Genomic DNA, 16,433 nt, shown 5'->3' on the forward strand with positions numbered 1-16,433 from the left:
AGCGTATATGAGGCAGTGGTTTTTTTATGGCTGATATTTTATAGTCAACACATAAAGTGTTCTAGAATACCATAACCTTTACTGCCGTTGTCTGTGTCCTCACAGACAATGACAGGTATAATGAGTTAAGTTAAATTATGCTCAACAGTACTATTCAACTCTATAAAAAAGCTTACAGCGGATTGTCACGCAATAGCTGGTATTTATCGTTTGTAATGCTGGTAAACCGTAGCGGAACCATGGTTATTCCTTTCATGACTATTTACTGTACCCAGCAACTACATTTCACCATTGTACAAGCAGGTATAATAATGGCTATGTTTGGTGCTGGCTCAGTTGCCGGCGCATTTATGGGTGGCCGCATTACAGATCGCTATGGGTTTTATGATGTACAACTAGGTGCCCTGCTCAGCGGTGGTTCTTTGTTTATTCTATTGGGCTTACAGCAAAGCTTTGCAGGGGTTTGTGTTGTATCCTTTATCCTGAGCATGTGTAATGATGCTTTTCGGCCAGCTAACTCTACCGCTATAGCTCATTACAGCAGTGAAGAGAACCGTACGCGCTCATATTCTTTAAACCGATTGGCGGTAAACCTGGGTTGGGCTTGTGGCGGTGCATTGGGCGGCTTTCTGGCTTCGGTAAATTACCATTTGCTGTTTTGGGTAGATGGTTGTACCAATATTTTCTCGGCTTTATTGCTGTTAAGGCTGATGCCTCGTTCGGTATATAAGCAACCTATAGTAGCGAAGGTTAAAAGCAAAATAATCTCTAGTTCTGCTTCTGCTTACCAGGATAGTACTTATTTAGTTTTTACCGGCCTGGTTATACTGTTTGCCACCTGCTTTTTTCAATTATTTACTATGCAGCCGGTGTTTTACAAACTACAATGGCATTTTAATGAACAATTTATTGGCTTTTTGATGGCCTTGAACGGCTTACTTATCGTCGCTATTGAAATGGTGCTGGTACACAAACTGGAAGGCCGTCGGCCGGGCTTGTTCTATATCAGTTGGGGTGTACTGCTTACTGGCCTTGGCTTTATGGCTTTGAATGTATTACCACCTTCGGGATGGTCAGCCTTATTCGTAGTAGGCTTTATTACCATTGGCGAAATTATGAGTATGCCTTTCATGAATGCCTTTTGGATTAGTCGTACCAACGGACAAAACACCGGACAGTATGCCGGTTTGTACAGCATGGCATGGTCTGTTGCACAAATTATTGCCCCTACCCTAGGCAGCCAAGCTATTTACTGGGGCGGTTATAACCTGCTATGGTGGACATTGGGCGGTGTATGCTTGGCAGCAACCATTGGCTTTAACCTCTTGCAAAAGCAATTATCCCGAAAAACCATATTGGCTACTTAATTATCAAACAGCAACACCGGAAATAATGAACCAGCCGAAAAATGAGTTTGCTCGGCCGGCAAGCTAATAAAGCCTTCGGCTTGCATCAGGTTCACCATATCACCGGAAGTGGAGGTATCTACCGGTTCAGCCATCAGCTTTTCATCAACTTGCTTGAGCTTTACTAATACATGCTGAGTTAATGCAGGTTTAAAAACAATGTCTTTGGTCAGCGTTGCTATTACTGGTTTAGGCTTTTGCTGCAAAGAGACATACAGCCATGTTCGGAAATATAGCTGGTAACATACCCAGGTAGAAACCGGATTACCGGGACAGCCAAACACTACAGCACCGGTATTAAACTTGCCGAACAGCAAAGGTTTGCCCGGCTTTTGGGCAATACTATGGAATATGGTTTGCATGCCTAGTTGTTGTAAAACCTGCGGCAAAAAGTCAAACTTACCTTTAGATACCGCTCCCGAAAACAACAATACATCATACTGTTGCAGCATGCTTAATAATTGAGCAATCATGGCATTAGGTTCGTCGGGCAGGTAGTATGAGTTGGCCAGGATGCCTTCTTGCTTCAAGGCAGCTAATAGCATATAGCTGTTTGATTGCCGAATTTGGTGTGCTTGCGGCTGCTCCGTAACCGTTACCAGTTCATCACCAGTTGAGCATACGGCTACTTTGGGTAAACGGTAAACCTGCACTTCTGCTAAACCTACTGAAGCCATTATAGCGATAATAGCTGGCGTTATCTGCTCACCTGCTTGTACCAACACGTTACCCGCTTTTTCATCCGTACCTTGTAAGTGCACGTTTTGATAAGTTGTAACTGTATCCAAGTTTATGGTAGCTACTTGATTTTCGATGGTTAAATCTTCGTACCGGATTACTGCATTCGTATTTACCGGCAACATGGCTCCGGTCATGACTTCAATGCAGTTTTGTGCACTCTGTAATTGTATTTGCGGAGAGCCGGCAGGCTGAATAGCTTCTATGGTAAACGAACGCTGACCTTGTTCAAAAGCTGTACTGTTAATAGCAATACCATCCATCGTTACCCGGTGAAATGGTGGGAAATCACGATCTGCTTTTACTGGTTGTGCCAAGATGCGTTTATAAGATTGCAGCAGATCTACAGTTTCGATACTTAGATCTTTTTTGTGGGATACAACGAGTGATAACGCTTCTTGTACGGAGATCATGTTTATTGCTTTATTTAAAAGTTAATGCTTTATGAGAGTTAGTCTGCTCATGGCCGCAGGGGCCTAGTTACTTTTGTCTTAATCACAAAAGTAACCAAAAAGACAAGGCAGAAAAAAGCTCCTGCGCTCATGTCCTACGCTGGCCCGCTTTTCTGCCAGTCCTGCGCTCTTCTTATTAACGGTTTGTAATTCATTTATGCGCTTGATTCTGCTGTTGGTACAGATATTAGTTTATACCTCCGCAGAGATGGCTTCGTACCTCGCCATGACGTGTAAGTAGATAATTTACGTAAACTACTCAACTACAGAAACATAAATACCCTTCCTTTCGCGGCATCAGGAATATTGCGGGTAGCACTAAGTAGCCACAGCACTACCTTCCAAAGCAACATAACGTAGCCGCAAGTTTATTCACTTTGTGTTTTATTTTTTATTGGTGTTCATGAGAACGCTTATGCTTAGTTTCTTGTGGTTATCTTTTCTTTTGTATCAAAGAAAAGTAACATCCACTAACGGAAATAAAGCATTTTACCTATCCTCACAAAGCACCAGCATAATACAAATATTATCCCTGCACTATATACTCCTCATCAAACTCATACTGCCAATTATCCATCCCCCCCACCAAGCTATAAATAGCAGTCGATGGATAAAGCTTTTGTAGCAATTGCGCTGCTTTATTACTACGAGCCCCTTTCTCACAAAACATCACTACAGGTGCGTTGTCAACAATAGCTATGTCTTCAGCTTTGAATGTTGAATACGGGTAAGATACGGCGTGCTGCAAGTGCTCTTCTGCAAAAGCATTAGCCTCACGCACATCAATAACCTGAAAAGGCTGCTTAGCTTCATACCAGTCATACAACTCTTCTGCCGTGAGTAAGGCTACAGTATTACATACTGGGGAAGCATAACTGCTTTGTAAACTGGTAATCTGCCGACTTTCGGGCTTAGCTTTCAGCTTGATTTTATATTGATCGTCGGTTAAGAAATCAAAAATTTGCAGATGACCAGACAAAGTTTTGCCTACGCCCGTAAGCACCTTAACCACCTGCAAAGCTTGCTGGCATCCTACAATACCCGGCGCTACACCTAGTACCCCGGCTGTATTACAATCAGGTATTTCGCCTGCTGATGGTGGTATAGGATACAGACAGCGGTAAGTAGGACCGCCTTGATAATTAAATACACTTACATGGCCTTCATACTGTTGTACAGCACCATACACACAAGGCTTATTTAATAACACACAAGCATCATTCAGCAAGTAGCGGACAGCAAAATTATCGGTAGCATCTACCACCACATCAAACTGCTGTATAATGATTAAAGCATTTTGTGGTGTTAAAGCTTCTTCATAAATCTCAAAACTTATTTCGCTGTTCAACGCCTTTAGCTTCTCAGCAGCTACAACTACTTTACTTTGCCCTACCTCAGCTTCTGTATAAAGGATTTGCCTGTGCAAATTGGTTAAGCTAATCGCATCCGAATCAATCAGTCCTAAGGTACCTACGCCCATGCCAGTCAAGTACTGCAATACAGGAACACCCAAACCGCCAGCCCCTACTACCAGCACGCGGGCTTGCCGTAGCTTTTGCTGAGCAGCTTCGCCGAAATTAGCTAATTGCGTTTGACGGGAATAACGTTCAGCCCCCTTGTCCCCTGAAGGGGGAGTATGAATCTGCATATCTTAATGAAATATATAACCTTATTTAGGTACTTAGCTTATCCGCCAAGTACCGACATAGATTTATGTACCGAGTTGTTACTTAATGCTTCGGCAGCGTAGCCGTCACGTTCGCGATGGGCTACAGCAGCCAGTATTTCCTGCTCTACCTGAGGTATGGATGCGCCCTGACGCAGCAGATCGCGCAGGTTAGTTACCGGCGGACCATATAAACAGGTACGCAGTTCGCCAGTGGCTGAAAGGCGCACGCGGTTGCAGGTGCCACAAAATGTACGGCTGAAGGATGGAATGATACCAAAGCTGCCTTGGTAACCAGCTATCTTGTAATTAACCGAAGTTGAATTGGCATCACTGATTAGGCGGTTAATATCTGAATAATGCTCGCTGATGTAATTGTATATGGTTTTGTAATTCCAATCGGATAGTACTTGCGAGCCATCACTGCCGTTGAATGGCATTTCTTCCAGAAAGCGTACAGATAATGGATAATTTTTGGTTAGCTCAATAAACGGAACTATATCCTGTATATTTTTATTATCGGCTACTACACAGTTCAGTTTTACATCAAAACCAGCATCCAGCAACTGAAATACACCAGCATAAACGCTGTCAAAGCTATCACGCCGGGTAATGTGATGAAAACGCTCCCGACTTAATGAATCCAGACTGATGTTGATCTTACGAATACCCAATCTCAACAGTTCTGCTTTATATTTATCAGATAATGTACCGTTACTGGTTACCGTGATTTCTTTTAAGCCATCTACCTCACTCAGTTTGTTTAAAAAAGGCATAATGCCATTCCGTACAAAGGGCTCGCCACCTGTAATACGAATTTTAGAAATACCTAAGTTGCAGAAGATGGTGCATAGCGTTAGCATTTCATCAAAGGTCATTAAATCTTTGCGCGAGGCAAAGTCAATACCTTCTTCCGGCATACAGTAATAGCACCTGAAATTACAGCGGTCGGTTACCGATAGCCGCAGGTAGTTCAGTTCCCTTCCGTATTTATCAATCAATACACTTTTTTCCATGAGATTATGGATGTGCGTTTATCCACACGCTATTATCTTCGTAAAATTCCTTTTTCCAGATGGGCACTGTTTTTTTCAGCTCATCAATTAAAAAACGACAGGCTTCAAACGATGCTTCACGATGCGCAGACGATACACCTACCACCACTACCGGCTCGCCGGGATCTTTAGCGCCTATAGCATGAATCATGGCTAGTTTACACAACGGCCATTTAGCGGCAGCCTCATCAGCTACATGCTGCATTTGCTGTATGGCCATAGCATCATAAGCCTCAAAATCAAGCCTTACTACTTCTTTGCCTTTTGAATGATTGCGCACTGTACCTATAAACAGGTTAACAGCACCGGCATCCGGCGAACGCAAGTAAGCGTAAGCCTCATTTAAATCAATCTGTTCAACAACTTTAATTAACATGGTTTTATCACCCTCCGCTTACCGGCGGAATTAAGGCTATTTCGTGATGTCCGCTTAATACATCATCATCCTGCACGTATTCATTATCCACAGCTACAGCCAACGATGTTAAGCCCTGAATAGCAGGGTATTGATTACCCAACCAGTTTTTTAAAGCTTTAACCGTAGTTATGTTTTCACTGGCGGGTAATGTAAGTTTGGATTGGCCCACAATTTCGCGGGTTATGCCAAACAACAATATTTCCATAAGTAAGTATCTGTTTTATGCTAACTACCTTACAGGCAGTATTGGTGTAGCAACACCAGCAACCCACTAAGGTTTGTATAATGATATAAAGTTACGAAAGCTTTTTGAAACGTAAATCACGGGTATGACAGGCTATCGTCACTTTATCGCCTGCTTTCCATAAAGCCGTATTATCTGATAGTGGAATGCTGATCATGCTATGTTCTACCCAGAGCTTTACCTGCTGTTCATCAACACTTAACACTTCGCCTATAAGCTGTAGCTGATCAGGGTTCTGTTCCAGGTTGAATAGCATATCTGGCGTGCCTGCTTTTATCAATTGTCCACCTTCCAATTGTAATACCTGATTGGAAAGCTTGATAATCTCAGGTAAGTGATGACTCACTATTAGTACATTCATGCCATACTCCTGGTAAAAGCTTGTCAGTTCCTGCTGCAAATGTTGCCGCATGGCATCATCCAGCGCCGATAAGGGCTCATCCAGTAATAACAACTGCGGCTTTCGCATCAATGCACGTATTAAAGCTACGCGTTGCTTTTGTCCGCTAGATAAAGTATCGGGTTTACGGTTGGCTAAATTTTTCAGATGAACTTTGGTCAGCAAGCTTTCAATAACATCAGTTTGTTTACGGTTGGGCAAGGCATACAACAAGTTTTCTCTAACGGTCATGTTTGGGAATAGGGCAAAATCCTGAAACACGAAACCGATACTTCGCTTTTGTATCGGCATATTAATTTTTCGATGCGTGTTGAGCCACGTTTCGCCGTTCACCTCAATAATACCTTCTTCAGGTTGTAACAGCCCTGCTATAATTTTGAGCAAAGTAGTTTTACCCGCACCCGACGGCCCATATAAGGCTGTAAAAGCCTGAGCAGGCAACTCGGCATCTACCGATAACATAGATGAACCATGAGCCAAATGCAGCTTTTTACGTACGCTGATTTTAATCATGCTACTACCTGTTTAAACAAACGCTTGTTGGTCAAGTACACCGTAAGCAAAATGCTGAAAGAAACCACCAACAATATAGCGGCATAAACATGTGCCGTGTTAAAGTTCAATGCCTCTACCTCGTCGTAAATAGCAATAGAGGCTACACGGGTAACACCAGGAATATTACCGCCAATCATGAGCACCAAACCAAACTCGCCCAGCGTATGAGCAAAAGTGAGCACGATGCCTGATAACAAAGCCGGTTTAATATTTGGCAACAGAACCCTGAAGAATGTGGTAATATCTGATTTCCCCAACGTGTGCGAAGCATCACGCAAACTACCAGGCAATGCTTCTAACCCGGCCTGTACCGGATGCACCATAAACGGCAAACTGTAAATGATAGAACTGATAACCAAGCCGGTAAACGAAAACACCAGCCGCAGGTTAAAAGTAGCTTCCAGTATTTTACCCAATCCATAATTCGGACTAAAGGCCAGTAACAAGTAAAAACCCAATACTGAAGGTGGTAACACCAAGGGTAAACTAATGATAGCTTCAGCAAAGGGCTTGAATTTTGATTTGCTTTGCGCCAATATAGCCGCTACCGGAATGCCTATAGCTAACAGGCAGACTGTAGTAATCAGCGCCAGTTTTAAGGTAAGCCATAAGGGTTGGTAGTCGGTAAGCACAGCAATGTGTTTATTTAGAACTTATACCCATATATGGTAAAAATGCTACGGGCTTCGCGGCTGAACAGGAATTTATAAAACCGCTGAGCATGAACCAGATTTTTACCGGTTGAGTTTTTCAGTATAGCCACGCCTTGGGCTATAGGTTTGTACAACCTGGCATCTACTTCTTTCCAATTACCTTTATTTTTTTGGGTCATATCCAGCACAACCGATTTAGCGGTAAAAGCTACATCAACATTCCCCGATAATAAATATTCATTTACCTGGGCAATGCTTTCGCCAAATACCAATTTAGGCTGCAAGGTAGTGGCTAGTCCAGTAGCTTTCAAAGCTTGCATAGTAGCCTCGCCATAAGGGGCTAAAGTCGGGTTAGCTACAGCTATTTTTTGGATAGCCGGATTGGTTAATGAACGAATACCTTTAGCTACGCTGATGTTTTTTTTACTCCACATCACCAAGCTGCCATAAGCATATATTTTTGGTTTGTTCAACGTCAACTTCTTAGCATATAGTTCATCCGGGTACTTGGTATCAGCCGACAGGAATATATCAAAAGGTGCCCCCTGCTCTATTTGTGTGGTGAGCTTGCCTGAGGCCCCTACAATCAGGTCGGCTTTTATACCAGTTTCTTTTTTAAATTCTTTAACCAGCATTTTGGCTACAAACTGTGCATTAGCGGCTACAGCTACTTGTAGCTTTTGGGCATCAACCGTAAAAGCTGATGATAAGATGAGGAATAGAATAATTAAGTTTTTCATAGTATGCAGAAGAATGTAATTATGGTTTTACCACTACCAGACGAATATTAGTTACTTGGCGTGTCCAACGGGCATGTTTCTTTTCACCAGGTACAATAATTTGAAAAGGACCATCCTGAGCCGACAAATCTTTTTTGTCAACCCGATCAGCCAAAATGATCGGGCGGTTGGCAAAAAGCGGATCAATTTCGGCCAGTGCATATATGGCTTTGTAGTTATCGGCAGCAGTTACTTCCACATAGCTCATCACGGTTTGCCTTTTAGCGGTATCACCCAATAATACACCGGCACGGGTTAGTAAATCAGCTAACGGCACACCGGTATAGCGGCGCACCCTCTCATCATGCGTTTTGGCCATAATAACACTTTGTTTCATATCCTGAAACTCGCCCCGGCTAATGGTTAAGGGCTTAATATTATCACCGCTGATGGTAACACTTTGTGCTTGAACCGTTGAAACATGCAAACCAGCAATAACAGCAAAGCTAATTACTAGCAGATTAAAAATTTTCATAGTGCTTTTAAAGTCGATTTATGTGGCCAAGATAACAGATTTCACACAGATTTAATTTCTTGCAAATACTGCAAGGCCCGCTCCCGGTCTTCTGGATAGTTGGCATTTTGCAGTTCGCGTACATCAGGTACGGTTAATAATTCTACATCCGAATTGATGAGTACCTTACGCGGGCAGCTATACCCCTGACTTAAAAACTGTAGCAATACCGGGTATGCCCGCGGTTCCCAAATGGTAATTAGCGGTTCCGGAAACTTATTTTCGGCATCCATAAAAGCAGTTGCTATTTTAGATGAATTACGATGCTGCACCAGATAAGCTAAAGTTTCGGGTGATAGGTAAGGCAGATCGCAAGCCAGGGTAATCCAGGCTGCATTGGTATTGGTGCGGAAGGCTGATAAAATGCCACTGTAAGGCCCTAAGCCGGTAAAAGTGTCTAATACTACGGGTAACTGCTCATCATGATGAATAGCCTGCTCATCGGCATACGATACATATACCTGTTGACAATGCTGGCTTAATAATTCATGCACATGTAAGCGCTGGCTTTTACCAAAATAAGCAATGCTACCTTTATCGGCGGCCATACGCTGGCTTTTACCGCCAGCCAGTACTAAGCCATATAAAGGGGGCAGATTTTCAGTTATATATTGACGGATGAACCCAGTAATAGCCTCCGTATTATTCATGCTTAACACCGGAATATGCTGTGTGTAGGGTTGCAAGTATTCGGGCACTGTAGTAACACCTTCAGCAAGTAGCACCAAAACTACCTGGGTAAGTTTATCCAGCTTTTTATCTAAGGGTTTTATTGGATCGACAACTACAATTTGGCTTTGGGCTTTAAAATGATTACCATTTATCAGCACCAAATCCTGACCATTAAATAAGCTTTGATTTTGAAATTTGTTAAACTCCTGCTGGTAGTTAAAGCTACGATAGCTAATACGGTCGGTAAACTCCAAAGCGGCACCATGTGCCAACGCCGAATCAGCATCCGTTTCAGGTGCTTTATGATCGGCATCCACAAAGGCGATTCGGTACTGACGGGATAAAGCCTGTATCCAGATATTAGCTAGATTACGAATGTTGCCACACGTAGTACCTAATATAGCCAGCTCATGGCGGTTAAACTCACCTGTATTAGGTCGGCTTAGCTTGGTGTGTTTTTCGTGCTTACTGTCCATAATCGCTTTTGCCTCCTGTTTTTTGTAGCAATTTGGTTTCTTTAATGATGATATCGTGCGAAAAAGCTTTACACATATCGTATATGGTTAAGGCTGCAATGCTGGCTCCGGTAAGTGCCTCCATTTCTACACCCGTTTTAGAAGTAATAGTAGCCGTACATTGAATTACTACTTCCTGCTGCTCATTCACACTAATTTCCACTTTACAGTTTTCTAAGGCCAACGGGTGGCATAGCGGTATCAGATCCGACGTTTTTTTAGCAGCCATGGTACCGGCTATAATAGCAGTTTGAAATACCGGACCTTTTTTGGTCTGGATATCATTACCTGCCAAATGGCGCATAATCTCGTCGCCCAGTATTACAATGCTTTGTGCGCGGGCCGTACGTTTGGTAACCTGCTTATCACTCACATCTACCATAGCCGGGTAGTTGGTGTCAGGATTGATGTGGGTAAATGTCTTTTCGGATGTACTCATGAATGAATAACGCTACAATCACAAAAGTAAGGTTTTAACGTGAAGAATGTTTTGGAGAAGATCAGGGAGTTGTACAGAGCACCTCTTGGGGTTTACACCTTAAGCTTGTAGTAGAGCTAAATATGTAATAAATACCAGTATCATTAATTACCAGCACTTACCACACCAGCATTTCCTGCTTTTTCAAATCAAAAGTTATTTGCTTGCCTATCCAGTTTAAAGAAACAACACCATCATAAATCAGTCCATCAATAAATGAAGCTTTTACATTTTGGCAGGCAACAGCCGCTGAACTTTTAGCAACGATGGATTGCACATTAGCGTTATATATAGCGGTTACTACTTTAGGGTTAAACTCGCTCGGGTGAGTAGTTTTCGTAGCATTTACTGTATCAATGCCCAGCGGGGTAATGTATCGGGTATTGAGTCTATATATATTCATACCGGAACCGCTATCAATTAAAAACTGGAGAGTTAGCTTGTTATTTACCGTAAAATATGCAAATACATCAAGAGCTTTATCTCTTGAAATCTCTAATTGCAGGGGTACTACATGCGCCTTTTTATGAATAGCAGCCAAGCTTTTATCGGTTTCAAAAATTATTTTCTTATGAATATAATCAATAGTAAAGGGCTGCTTACGGAAGCTCATTAAAGAAATTAATCCGTCTATAGGGCCTAAGTTCACATTAAAAATGGTTAGCTGCGCATGTTGTTCGGTAAAGCTACCTAAGGCAACCGACTCCACATCGTATAAATTTGCTGTAAGTGGTTCCCCGGTGGCCCGGAAAGAGGTATAGCTTCCATCCTGCTTGTGTAACGTTCCCAGTTTGTTGGCAAAGTTTTTAGTTACCAATGTTAAGCCTGCACCTGTATCAAATATGAAGTTGCCTTCAACACCATTTATTTTGGCTTTAACGACGATATGACCTTGTGAAGTAATTTCGAATGGGACAGCAGGCTGCGCATAGCTTGTTTTTGTTACAGTCAGTACTATGCTCAAAACAAATAAATATTTAAACCAGGAATAAGCCATTGGAAGCAAAGTTTGTAGTTTATCTATACGAATAAACTACAAAACGTATTAAATTACAAGTAAAAGGCATGAATATCAGCTTTGTTAACTTGTATTTTCTCATCAAGCAGCTATGGCTAATACTAAAACAACAATGGTGCAAGCTATCATGCTTGCACCATTGTTGTTTTAATGTATATGATTCAAATGCCTGAAGCATTTAAAATGTCATCAACTATTTACATCACCTTATCCAGATGGATAGGTAAATCGCGAACTCGCTTGCCCGTAGCATGATAAACAGCGTTGGAAATGGCTGCGGCTACGCCTACAATACCAATTTCACCTAAGCCTTTTACACCTAACGGGTTTACTACGTCATCGTGCTCTTCTACAAAAATCACGTCAATGTCTTTAACATCGGCATTAACGACTACGTGGTATTCGGCCAGGTTGTGGTTCATGAAACGGGCAAAGCGGTTGTCCAGCACTGAATCTTCTTCCAACGCCTGACCTATACCCCATACTACCCCACCCAATACCTGACTGCGAGCTGTTTTAGGATTGATGATACGGCCAGCTGCTACTGCACTGACTACCCGGCTTACCTGAATAGTACCTAAATCTTCATCCACCTTCACCTCTACAAACACAGCTGAGTGCGTATAGCGTGAATAGAATTTCTGCTTCAGCATATTCGGCAACGAGATGGTATCTTCATCAATTACGTTCGTACCGCTTTTCTGCATAACCTCGGTCATGGTTAAATAAACCTGCGGATTGCTTTTCAGGCTGATACGGCCACCATCAAACACGACATCCTCAGTATCGCTATTTGCAAAGGGTGAATTCTCCACCTTACGTGCTAAACTGAATAACTTCTTTTTTACATTCTCACAAACTGAATAAACAGCCGAACCTACCGAAGATGCCGTCCAGGAACCGCCTGATAACGGCGACATTGGCATACTACTATCTCCCAGTTTAAAGAGTACATCTTCAATGTTTAACCCTAAGGTGTCAGCTGCAATCTGTGTCATGCTGGTATAAGTACCGGTACCAAAATCAGCAGTAGCCGAACTTACGACCAGCTTACCATCTATAGAAAATAATGCACGTGCCCGTACCGGCATTTGCTGAGCTTCCCAAGCACCGGTAGCTACCCCCCAGCCAATCAGGCTATGGCCCTCACGCATAGAGCGCGGCTCGGCGTTACGCTTGCTCCAGCCAAAGCGCTCGGCACCTTGCAAGTAACATTGACGTAACTCCTTGCTTGAAAAAGGTAAATCATCATTCTGATCTTTTTCGGCATAATTCAATATCCGGAAATCCAGCGGATCTTTACCGGCTTTGTAAGCTAATTCATCTACGGCTACTTCCATAGCATATACACCGGTTACACCACCCGGCGCACGCATATCCAAAGGGGTGTACACATCCTGCGGTACAATCTGATGATCAAACTTTACATTATCGCACTGGTACAGGTAGCCCGACCAGTTTACGATGTTTTCAGTATATTCTTCAAACTGCGAAGTTTCGGTATAAGCATGGTTCATGATCGATTGCAGCTTGCCATCTTCAGACGCGCCCATTACAATTTTTTGCAGTGTAGCCGGCCTATGACCAAACGAGAACATTTGCTGCCGCGTAAGCACTACCTTAATAGAACGCTTTAGCTCCAAGGCAGCAAGTACCGCCATATACAACTGGTATTGCGGCCGTAAACCCGAACCAAAAGCACCACCCACAAAAGGTGAAATTACCCGGGCTTCTTCCGTAGAAAGGCCAAACACATTTTTAACGTACTTCTGACTATTCTGTACCCCTTGAGTTTTGTCGTAAATAATTAGTTTATCATCTTCTCCATAAATTACAGTAGTGGCATGCATCTCCATAGGGTTATGGTGTTCACTGCCGTGGTAATAGTCGCCATGATGTTTTACGGCCGATTGCTCATAAGCATCTTCTGCTTTGCCGCGAGGCTTAGCCATAGGTACTTTATAAGTTTTAGGCTTACGGGCTTTATCCAGGTTTTCTTCTAAACCGGCTACCAGCTTTTCATCTACCTCGTATTCAAAATGAATTAAACCGGCAGCATAGCGGGCCAGCTCAAAGGTTTCGGCCACTACCAGCGCAATAGGTTGCTGGCTGAATTGTATTTCAGGACTTTGAAATGCCCGAAATGGCGAACCATCTGATGGCGAATCCTGATCTTTATAACTACGATCAAACCAAGCTAAGCCTGATACATTTTCGTGCGTAAATACCTGCAGTACGCCTTTTTGAGCTAATGCCTGCCGGGTATTTACAACTGTAATTTTTCCTTTGGCAATAGGGCTGGATACCACAAACCCATATACAATGCCATTCACCACGTTAAACTCGGCAGCATATTTAGCTTGTCCGGTTACTTTAGCACGGCCATCAACGCGGCTAACTGGTTGGCCTATATAATTACTGGTCATACGTTTTCCTCCATTCCGGCAGCTGTTTTCAGCGCCCTTACAATAGCCCGTTTGGCCAGTTCAATTTTAAAGTCGTTATCACCATACCCTTTGGCACCTTCCAGTACCAAAGCAGCTGCTTTTTCAAAGTTTTCTATTGTAGCCTCCTGTCCGTTCAGCACCGCTTCAGCATCGGCGTTGCGCCAAGGTTTATGAGCTACTCCGCCCAAGACTAATCGGGCTTCTTTAATATGTGTACCTTCTAATTCCAGTGCAGCAGCTACCGATACTAAGGCAAAAGCATAGGATGCCCGATCGCGTACTTTCAGGTATTCAAAATTTTTCGCAAAACCATTAGCCGGTAAATCAATGGAGGTAACAATATCGCCTGCATCTAAAGTGTTGTCTAAGTCAGGCCTATCGCCGGGTAGCCTATGAAAATCAGCAAACGGAATACTACGATCTCCGTTTTTACCAGTGATGTTTACCGTAGCATTTAAAGCAGCTAAAGCTACACACATATCACTCGGATGGGTAGCTATGCAATCTTCGCTGGTACCTAAAATAGCTAAAATACGATTGTAGCCGCCAATAGCTGAACAACCAGAGCCCGGTTCACGCTTATTGCAGGGAGTAGCCGTATCATAAAAGTAATAACAACGGGTACGCTGCATCAGGTTACCACCATTAGTAGCCATATTACGCAACTGGGCTGATGCACCAGCCAGAATGGCTTTGGAAAGTAATGGATAACGCTGCTCTACCTGCTCATTCCAGGCCGTATCAGCGTTGGTAACCAGCGCGCCTAAACGCAGCCCACCATCAGGACCGTCCTCAATTTTATTAAAAGCCAGATGATTGATATCAATTAAATGATCAGGACGCTCTACATTTTCCTTCATTAAATCCAACAAGTTGGTGCCGCCGGCAATAAACTTAGGGCTATCGTGTTCATCCATTTCTGCAATGGCTGCCTGCGGGTCAGTTACACTGACGTAAGTGAATCTATTCATTATTCATCACTCCTTTCGCTTGCATAATGGCATCTACAATATTGGTATAGGCGCCGCAACGGCAAATGTTACCACTCATCAGTTCGCTAATCTCATCGCGCGTATTAGCTTTGCCTTCTTTTACCAAAGCCACAGCCGAACAGATTTGACCTGGGGTACAGTAACCACATTGGTAGGCATCATGTTCAATAAACGCTTCCTGCATGGGGTGCAGCTCATCTCCTTTGGTGAGGCCTTCAATAGTAGTTATTTCGCAACCTTGCTTCATGATAGCCAGGGTCATGCATGAATTAATACGCTTGCCATCTACCATCACGGTGCAAGCACCACACTGACCATGGTCGCAACCTTTCTTAGTTCCGGTAAGGCCAATATACTCGCGCAAGGCATCCAGTAAACTAACCCAAGGCTCAATTTTTAAATGGCATTCTTGCCCGTTAATGGTGAGCTTAACTGTTTGCGCCAGTTCAGGGTCGGGCACAGCATGCACCAGCGGCCACGCAGGAGTTTGCTGAATTTGTTCAAAAGCGTTATTCATATTAAAACATAATGGTATTAGGAGCGTTAATAATCTAAATTCCTGTCAATCTCTGGTTCTTACTGGTTTCCCAGCCGAAAGAGATGATTTCCAGATGTAACAATACTGTGCAGATTAGGTTCGGGCACCAAGGCTGTCTTGTGCAATTTAAAATCGTTACAAATAGCATTGGCGTTTAAACATTGATTCACCTAACCTGTTGTATTTCAATTCACCATACTCATTTTGGATCTAACTACTTATGGAACATTCGGAATACGAAAACCAACAGGATAACGGCGGGCAGGATGTGCCATTGAGTGGTTCAACGCGCCGAGAATTTTTAACCCAAATTGGCTTAGCCAGTGCTACTATAGCTGCCACACCACTCCTTACTCAAGCAGAAACGGTAATGCCTGAAAGTGGTGCAGCAGCCTTGGGCACCGAAATAGTGACTACTCACCTTACTATTAATGGTAAAGCACAAACTTTAACGCTTGACTCGCGTGTTACGTTGCTTGATGCCTTGCGTGAAAGGCTGGCATTGCCCGGTAGTAAAAAAGGCTGCGACCATGGCCAATGCGGCGCTTGTACGGTGCTGATTGACGGTAAGCGCATGAACTCATGCCTGCACCTGGCAGCTATGTGCGAAGGTGCCCAGGTTGTTACCATTGAAGGCTTAGCAAACGGCGAACAACTACACCCCATGCAGGAAGCCTTCATTAAGCATGATGCTTTTCAATGCGGTTATTGCACACCCGGACAAATTTGCTCGGCCTTAGGCTTAGTAAAAGAAGGTCATGCGCATACCGATGCTGAGATCAGGGAATCGATGAGCGGAAACATTTGCCGTTGCGGTGCTTATCAGCATATTCTGGAAGCTATTAAAGAGGTACAACAACAAGCATAGCCTTTACTTATTCCATCAACTCCCC

At 43.2% G+C, this 16,433-nt stretch carries 17 protein-coding genes; 2 read left to right on the forward strand and 15 right to left on the reverse strand.

The features are described from left to right. Nucleotides 1-137 precede the first annotated feature (137 nt). Complete coding sequence (locus HH214_RS06745) at nt 138-1,367, forward strand: MDR family MFS transporter (RefSeq protein ID WP_169606600.1); 1,230 nt, start codon at nt 138-140, stop codon at nt 1,365-1,367. Here HH214_RS06745 and HH214_RS06750 read toward each other — a convergent pair. The 15 genes from HH214_RS06750 to HH214_RS06820 form a co-directional block, all read right to left on the reverse strand. Next, nucleotides 1,364-2,557 (reverse strand): molybdopterin molybdotransferase MoeA, encoded by a 1,194-nt coding sequence (locus HH214_RS06750; RefSeq protein ID WP_169606601.1) that lies wholly within the window; start codon nt 2,555-2,557, stop codon nt 1,364-1,366. The genes HH214_RS06745 and HH214_RS06750 overlap by 4 nt on opposite strands. 565 nt (nt 2,558-3,122) lie before the next feature. Beyond that, the gene (locus HH214_RS06755; protein WP_169606602.1) at nt 3,123-4,244 is read right to left on the reverse strand and encodes a HesA/MoeB/ThiF family protein; all 1,122 of its coding nucleotides are present in this window, start codon (nt 4,242-4,244) and stop codon (nt 3,123-3,125) included. 38 nt (nt 4,245-4,282) lie between these two features. Then, nucleotides 4,283-5,278, reverse strand: a complete 996-nt coding sequence (gene moaA / locus HH214_RS06760; RefSeq protein WP_169606603.1) for a GTP 3',8-cyclase MoaA — start codon at nt 5,276-5,278, stop codon at nt 4,283-4,285. 4 nt (nt 5,279-5,282) lie between these two features. Beyond that, the gene (locus HH214_RS06765; RefSeq protein WP_169606604.1) at nt 5,283-5,693 is read right to left on the reverse strand and encodes a molybdenum cofactor biosynthesis protein MoaE; all 411 of its coding nucleotides are present in this window, start codon (nt 5,691-5,693) and stop codon (nt 5,283-5,285) included. Between the two features lie 7 nt (nt 5,694-5,700). Further along, complete coding sequence (gene moaD, locus HH214_RS06770) at nt 5,701-5,940, reverse strand: molybdopterin converting factor subunit 1 (RefSeq protein ID WP_169606605.1); 240 nt, start codon at nt 5,938-5,940, stop codon at nt 5,701-5,703. 91 nt (nt 5,941-6,031) lie between these two features. Beyond that, nucleotides 6,032-6,892, reverse strand: coding sequence for an ATP-binding cassette domain-containing protein (locus HH214_RS06775; RefSeq protein WP_169606606.1), 861 nt, complete (start codon nt 6,890-6,892; stop codon nt 6,032-6,034). Further along, nucleotides 6,889-7,566: a molybdate ABC transporter permease subunit gene (gene modB / locus HH214_RS06780; RefSeq protein ID WP_169606607.1), complete on the reverse strand. Its 678-nt coding sequence runs from the start codon at nt 7,564-7,566 to the stop codon at nt 6,889-6,891. Before modB ends, HH214_RS06775 begins: the two co-directional genes overlap by 4 nt. Nucleotides 7,567-7,580: 14 nt before the next feature. Beyond that, entirely contained in the window at nt 7,581-8,327 is a 747-nt protein-coding gene (gene modA / locus HH214_RS06785; protein ID WP_169606608.1) for a molybdate ABC transporter substrate-binding protein, read from the reverse strand. A gap of 19 nt (nt 8,328-8,346) precedes the next feature. After that, on the reverse strand, nt 8,347-8,841 hold the full coding sequence (locus tag HH214_RS06790; RefSeq protein WP_169606609.1) for a molybdopterin-dependent oxidoreductase: 495 nt from the start codon (nt 8,839-8,841) through the stop codon (nt 8,347-8,349). Between the two features lie 41 nt (nt 8,842-8,882). After that, nucleotides 8,883-10,028 carry an NTP transferase domain-containing protein gene (locus HH214_RS06795; RefSeq protein ID WP_169606610.1) on the reverse strand — a complete coding sequence of 382 codons (1,146 nt, stop codon included), beginning with the start codon at nt 10,026-10,028 and terminating at the stop codon, nt 8,883-8,885. Beyond that, complete coding sequence (gene moaC / locus HH214_RS06800) at nt 10,018-10,506, reverse strand: cyclic pyranopterin monophosphate synthase MoaC (RefSeq protein WP_169606611.1); 489 nt, start codon at nt 10,504-10,506, stop codon at nt 10,018-10,020. Before moaC ends, HH214_RS06795 begins: the two co-directional genes overlap by 11 nt. A gap of 157 nt (nt 10,507-10,663) precedes the next feature. Then, the gene (locus HH214_RS06805) at nt 10,664-11,509 is read right to left on the reverse strand and encodes a retropepsin-like aspartic protease (protein ID WP_169606612.1); all 846 of its coding nucleotides are present in this window, start codon (nt 11,507-11,509) and stop codon (nt 10,664-10,666) included. A gap of 251 nt (nt 11,510-11,760) precedes the next feature. After that, nucleotides 11,761-13,989 carry a xanthine dehydrogenase family protein molybdopterin-binding subunit gene (locus HH214_RS06810; RefSeq protein WP_169606613.1) on the reverse strand — a complete coding sequence of 743 codons (2,229 nt, stop codon included), beginning with the start codon at nt 13,987-13,989 and terminating at the stop codon, nt 11,761-11,763. After that, a complete protein-coding gene (locus tag HH214_RS06815) occupies nt 13,986-14,981 on the reverse strand; it encodes an FAD binding domain-containing protein (RefSeq protein WP_169606614.1) in 996 nt (331 codons plus the stop codon). Before HH214_RS06815 ends, HH214_RS06810 begins: the two co-directional genes overlap by 4 nt. Further along, on the reverse strand, nt 14,974-15,519 hold the full coding sequence (locus tag HH214_RS06820) for a (2Fe-2S)-binding protein (RefSeq protein WP_169606615.1): 546 nt from the start codon (nt 15,517-15,519) through the stop codon (nt 14,974-14,976). The genes HH214_RS06815 and HH214_RS06820 overlap by 8 nt, the downstream gene beginning before the upstream one ends. A gap of 241 nt (nt 15,520-15,760) precedes the next feature. Here HH214_RS06820 and HH214_RS06825 point away from each other — a divergent pair, with 241 nt between their 5' ends. Continuing rightward, nucleotides 15,761-16,408 carry a (2Fe-2S)-binding protein gene (locus HH214_RS06825; RefSeq protein ID WP_169606616.1) on the forward strand — a complete coding sequence of 216 codons (648 nt, stop codon included), beginning with the start codon at nt 15,761-15,763 and terminating at the stop codon, nt 16,406-16,408. Nucleotides 16,409-16,433: the final 25 nt, after the last annotated feature.

This window comes from Mucilaginibacter robiniae, assembly GCF_012849215.1.
GTDB lineage: Bacteria > Bacteroidota > Bacteroidia > Sphingobacteriales > Sphingobacteriaceae > Mucilaginibacter > Mucilaginibacter robiniae.

Excerpts from the sequence above, each read along its gene's own strand:
- HH214_RS06745 (WP_169606600.1), top strand. The coding sequence starts at position 138 with ATGCTCAACAGTACTATTCAACTCTATAAAAAAGCTTACAGCGGATTG.
- HH214_RS06750 (WP_169606601.1), bottom strand. The coding sequence starts at position 2,557 with ATGATCTCCGTACAAGAAGCGTTATCACTCGTTGTATCCCACAAAAAA.
- HH214_RS06755 (WP_169606602.1), bottom strand. The coding sequence starts at position 4,244 with ATGCAGATTCATACTCCCCCTTCAGGGGACAAGGGGGCTGAACGTTAT.
- moaA (WP_169606603.1), bottom strand. The coding sequence starts at position 5,278 with ATGGAAAAAAGTGTATTGATTGATAAATACGGAAGGGAACTGAACTAC.
- HH214_RS06765 (WP_169606604.1), bottom strand. The coding sequence starts at position 5,693 with ATGTTAATTAAAGTTGTTGAACAGATTGATTTAAATGAGGCTTACGCT.
- moaD (WP_169606605.1), bottom strand. The coding sequence starts at position 5,940 with ATGGAAATATTGTTGTTTGGCATAACCCGCGAAATTGTGGGCCAATCC.
- HH214_RS06775 (WP_169606606.1), bottom strand. The coding sequence starts at position 6,892 with ATGATTAAAATCAGCGTACGTAAAAAGCTGCATTTGGCTCATGGTTCA.
- modA (WP_169606608.1), bottom strand. The coding sequence starts at position 8,327 with ATGAAAAACTTAATTATTCTATTCCTCATCTTATCATCAGCTTTTACG.
- HH214_RS06790 (WP_169606609.1), bottom strand. The coding sequence starts at position 8,841 with ATGAAAATTTTTAATCTGCTAGTAATTAGCTTTGCTGTTATTGCTGGT.
- HH214_RS06795 (WP_169606610.1), bottom strand. The coding sequence starts at position 10,028 with ATGGACAGTAAGCACGAAAAACACACCAAGCTAAGCCGACCTAATACA.
- moaC (WP_169606611.1), bottom strand. The coding sequence starts at position 10,506 with ATGAGTACATCCGAAAAGACATTTACCCACATCAATCCTGACACCAAC.
- HH214_RS06810 (WP_169606613.1), bottom strand. The coding sequence starts at position 13,989 with ATGACCAGTAATTATATAGGCCAACCAGTTAGCCGCGTTGATGGCCGT.
- HH214_RS06815 (WP_169606614.1), bottom strand. The coding sequence starts at position 14,981 with ATGAATAGATTCACTTACGTCAGTGTAACTGACCCGCAGGCAGCCATT.
- HH214_RS06820 (WP_169606615.1), bottom strand. The coding sequence starts at position 15,519 with ATGAATAACGCTTTTGAACAAATTCAGCAAACTCCTGCGTGGCCGCTG.
- HH214_RS06825 (WP_169606616.1), top strand. The coding sequence starts at position 15,761 with ATGGAACATTCGGAATACGAAAACCAACAGGATAACGGCGGGCAGGAT.